Origin of the sequence: Flavobacterium fluviatile, from assembly GCF_010645065.1 — a bacterium.
Classification (GTDB): Bacteria; Bacteroidota; Bacteroidia; order Flavobacteriales; family Flavobacteriaceae; genus Flavobacterium; species Flavobacterium fluviatile.
In genome coordinates this window covers 1-2,470 of sequence record NZ_JAADZW010000057.1, presented here as the reverse complement: position 1 = coordinate 2,470, position 2,470 = coordinate 1, and the positions used below count along the sequence as shown (strand labels likewise).

The following is a 2,470-nucleotide window of genomic DNA, read 5'->3' as shown; positions in this document are numbered from 1 at the left end:
TTTTTATCGTATTTTCGTTTAGCCGAAAATACTCGTCTTCGTAAGTCGCAAACGGCGCAAGGCGCGAGAACGTTATGCCTCAGTTTAAAAAACCGAAAATCAGAAAAGAATGTATAAAATAAAATATTTAGTTTTTATTCTTTGTATTTTAATATTTTCTGCGTGTAAAAACGAAAAAACTGGAAATATTGAAAAAGTCAACGACACGGAATTTACTTTGAATAGTTTTAAAAAGTTGCCAAAAGAAATCGATGGTTGCTCGTGTATATTTTCAAAAAACGAAAAAGATTATGTAGAAAACAACTTTGTTTTTGCATCAAACTTTGACAGTATTGCTTTTGTGTCTATCAATAATAAAATTGTAAAACTGAAACTTAAAAGCAGAATTTACAAACCAAATACAGTTGAAAATGAAGATTACACTTGTAAATATGAAACAAAAGAATACAAAGTAACTATTGAAATTAAAGCAGATAAAACCAAAAAGGACGCTGAAGAAAGTTGGTGGAATAAAGGATTGATATTAATTGAAAATAAGAATGGTGAAAAAATAACACAAGATTTCATCGGTGAAAGTGGTTGCTAAATAAAAAACCGAAGGCATAACAGCCGTTTGGCGAGATTGCGAATTTTGTGGTAAATTCACGTTTACGTTTCGCAAGAAATTTTATCTTAGCCGAAAATACTCGGTTACGAAGTTCGCAACCTCGCCAAGCGCCAAGACGTTGTATGCCATTTTAGCGCAACTCGTTAAAAACCAAATGTATAAACCCGAAAAATATGTCAAATTTTAAATTACTTTTTTCAGACTATTTTGAAATTGACGATTCAGTTTTAGAAAATTATGGTGCACTAAATATTTGTTTAAGTTCAGATTTACCAATGTTTATTGACCCTTTTCTATTATTTGCATCTGAAAAAGATGAATACAAAAAATTACACAGAGAAGTAGTTAATCATTTACTCATTCTGAAAGAGTATGCAACTGAAAATGGTGGCAAAAATGTAGATATAAACTTATTTAGATTTCCAGAAATAAAACAGAATTGGTTAGGTTTGTCAGAATATGGTAATGGTGGAAAAGGTTTGGGAAAAAGATTTGCTAATGGCGCAATTACCGCATTTAATGGTTTTTACAATACTTTCGGTCAAGAAGAAATAACTGCTGAAACACACATTGAAAAAATCACATTATTAAATTCGGGTGTTGGCAAAGATTTTATAAGTGATTTTACAACAAACTTAATATTTGAATATCTTCTTGAGTTTACAGAAAATTTTGCAAAAGTATATCTAAAAGAAAATCAACTAAAAAGTTTTTCAGTTAGATGTCGTTTTGACAAGCAATTAAAAATATGGCAACCAAGAACTTTTAAACTTCCATATTTATACAGAGAAGGAAATGGAGATTTTATAATTTTGACACCGTTGGACATTTTAACAGTTGATGACTCTGTTATTAATAATTCGGATTTTTATTCAAATTTTAATAATGTTACTAAATCGCTTGAAAATTCATCTTTGCGTTCAGCTGTAAATGATTTTTTCAGATCTAATTTACCAACTAAACCAACTAAAAAAGATAGAGAAATTGCATTTTTAAATACAATTAGAAAATTTCCAGATTTAGTTGATTTTTATATAAAACTAAAAGAAGATAAAAAACATGAAGCAAGCTCTGCTTCTATTTCAAAAATAAATGAATTAAGAGAAAAATTAGTCGATGCTCTAACTCCATTATGTGAATTGCTCGATAAAAAAAGTGATTTTTATAAAATTCCTTCAAATAGTTATAATGAAGCACTTCAAAGAGCATTATATTTAAAAGATGTAATTGAAAACAATGATGGTTATAGAATTTTCTACGATGGAATTCGACCAATTGCAAAGGAAGATACAATTCAAAGAATATTTAAATTGACATGGTATGCGTCACCTTATGATGTAAATGCAGAAGTAAATAATGGTCGTGGTCCAGCAGATTATAAAGTTTCATTTGGAAGTGGAGACTCAACCATCGTCGAGTTTAAATTGGCAAAATCATCTTCATTAAAGAAAAATTTACAAAATCAAACCGACATTTATAAAGTAGCTTCAAAATCTGCTAAAGATATTTCTGTAGTTTTATGTTATTCAATATCTGAAATCCGAAAAGTGCAAAAAGTTTTAAAAGAAATTGAAAAAGAAAATCATGAAAACATTATAATTATTGATGCTACTAGAAAAATTTCTGCTTCAAAAGTGTAATAAAATATTAAACTCTAAAAAAAAAAAACGGCATACAACACACGTCTTGCGCCATTTGCGAATTTAGTGGAATTATCGTTTTTTAATCGTATTTTCGTTCAGCCGAAAATACTCGTCTTCGTAAGTCGCAAACGGCGCAAGGCGCGAGAACGTTAGCAGCAATATCATCAAAACTCAATGAAGAAGAACCGAAATTTTAAAATTGTGCTAATAGCAATTACAG

2 protein-coding genes are annotated in these 2,470 nt (G+C 29.4%); both read left to right on the top strand.

All coding sequences use genetic code 11. The features are described from left to right. Positions 1-109 precede the first annotated feature (109 nt). Positions 110-586 carry a hypothetical protein gene (locus GXM17_RS21155; protein WP_163401503.1) on the top strand — a complete coding sequence of 159 codons (477 nt, stop codon included), beginning with the start codon at positions 110-112 and terminating at the stop codon, positions 584-586. Positions 587-780: 194 nt separating this feature from the next. After that, a complete protein-coding gene (locus GXM17_RS21150) occupies positions 781-2,247 on the top strand; it encodes a hypothetical protein (protein ID WP_163401502.1) in 1,467 nt (488 codons plus the stop codon). The last annotated feature ends 223 nt before the right edge of the window (positions 2,248-2,470 follow it).

Excerpts from the sequence above, each read along its gene's own strand:
- GXM17_RS21150 (WP_163401502.1), top strand. The coding sequence starts at position 781 with ATGTCAAATTTTAAATTACTTTTTTCAGACTATTTTGAAATTGACGAT.
- GXM17_RS21155 (WP_163401503.1), top strand. The coding sequence starts at position 110 with ATGTATAAAATAAAATATTTAGTTTTTATTCTTTGTATTTTAATATTT.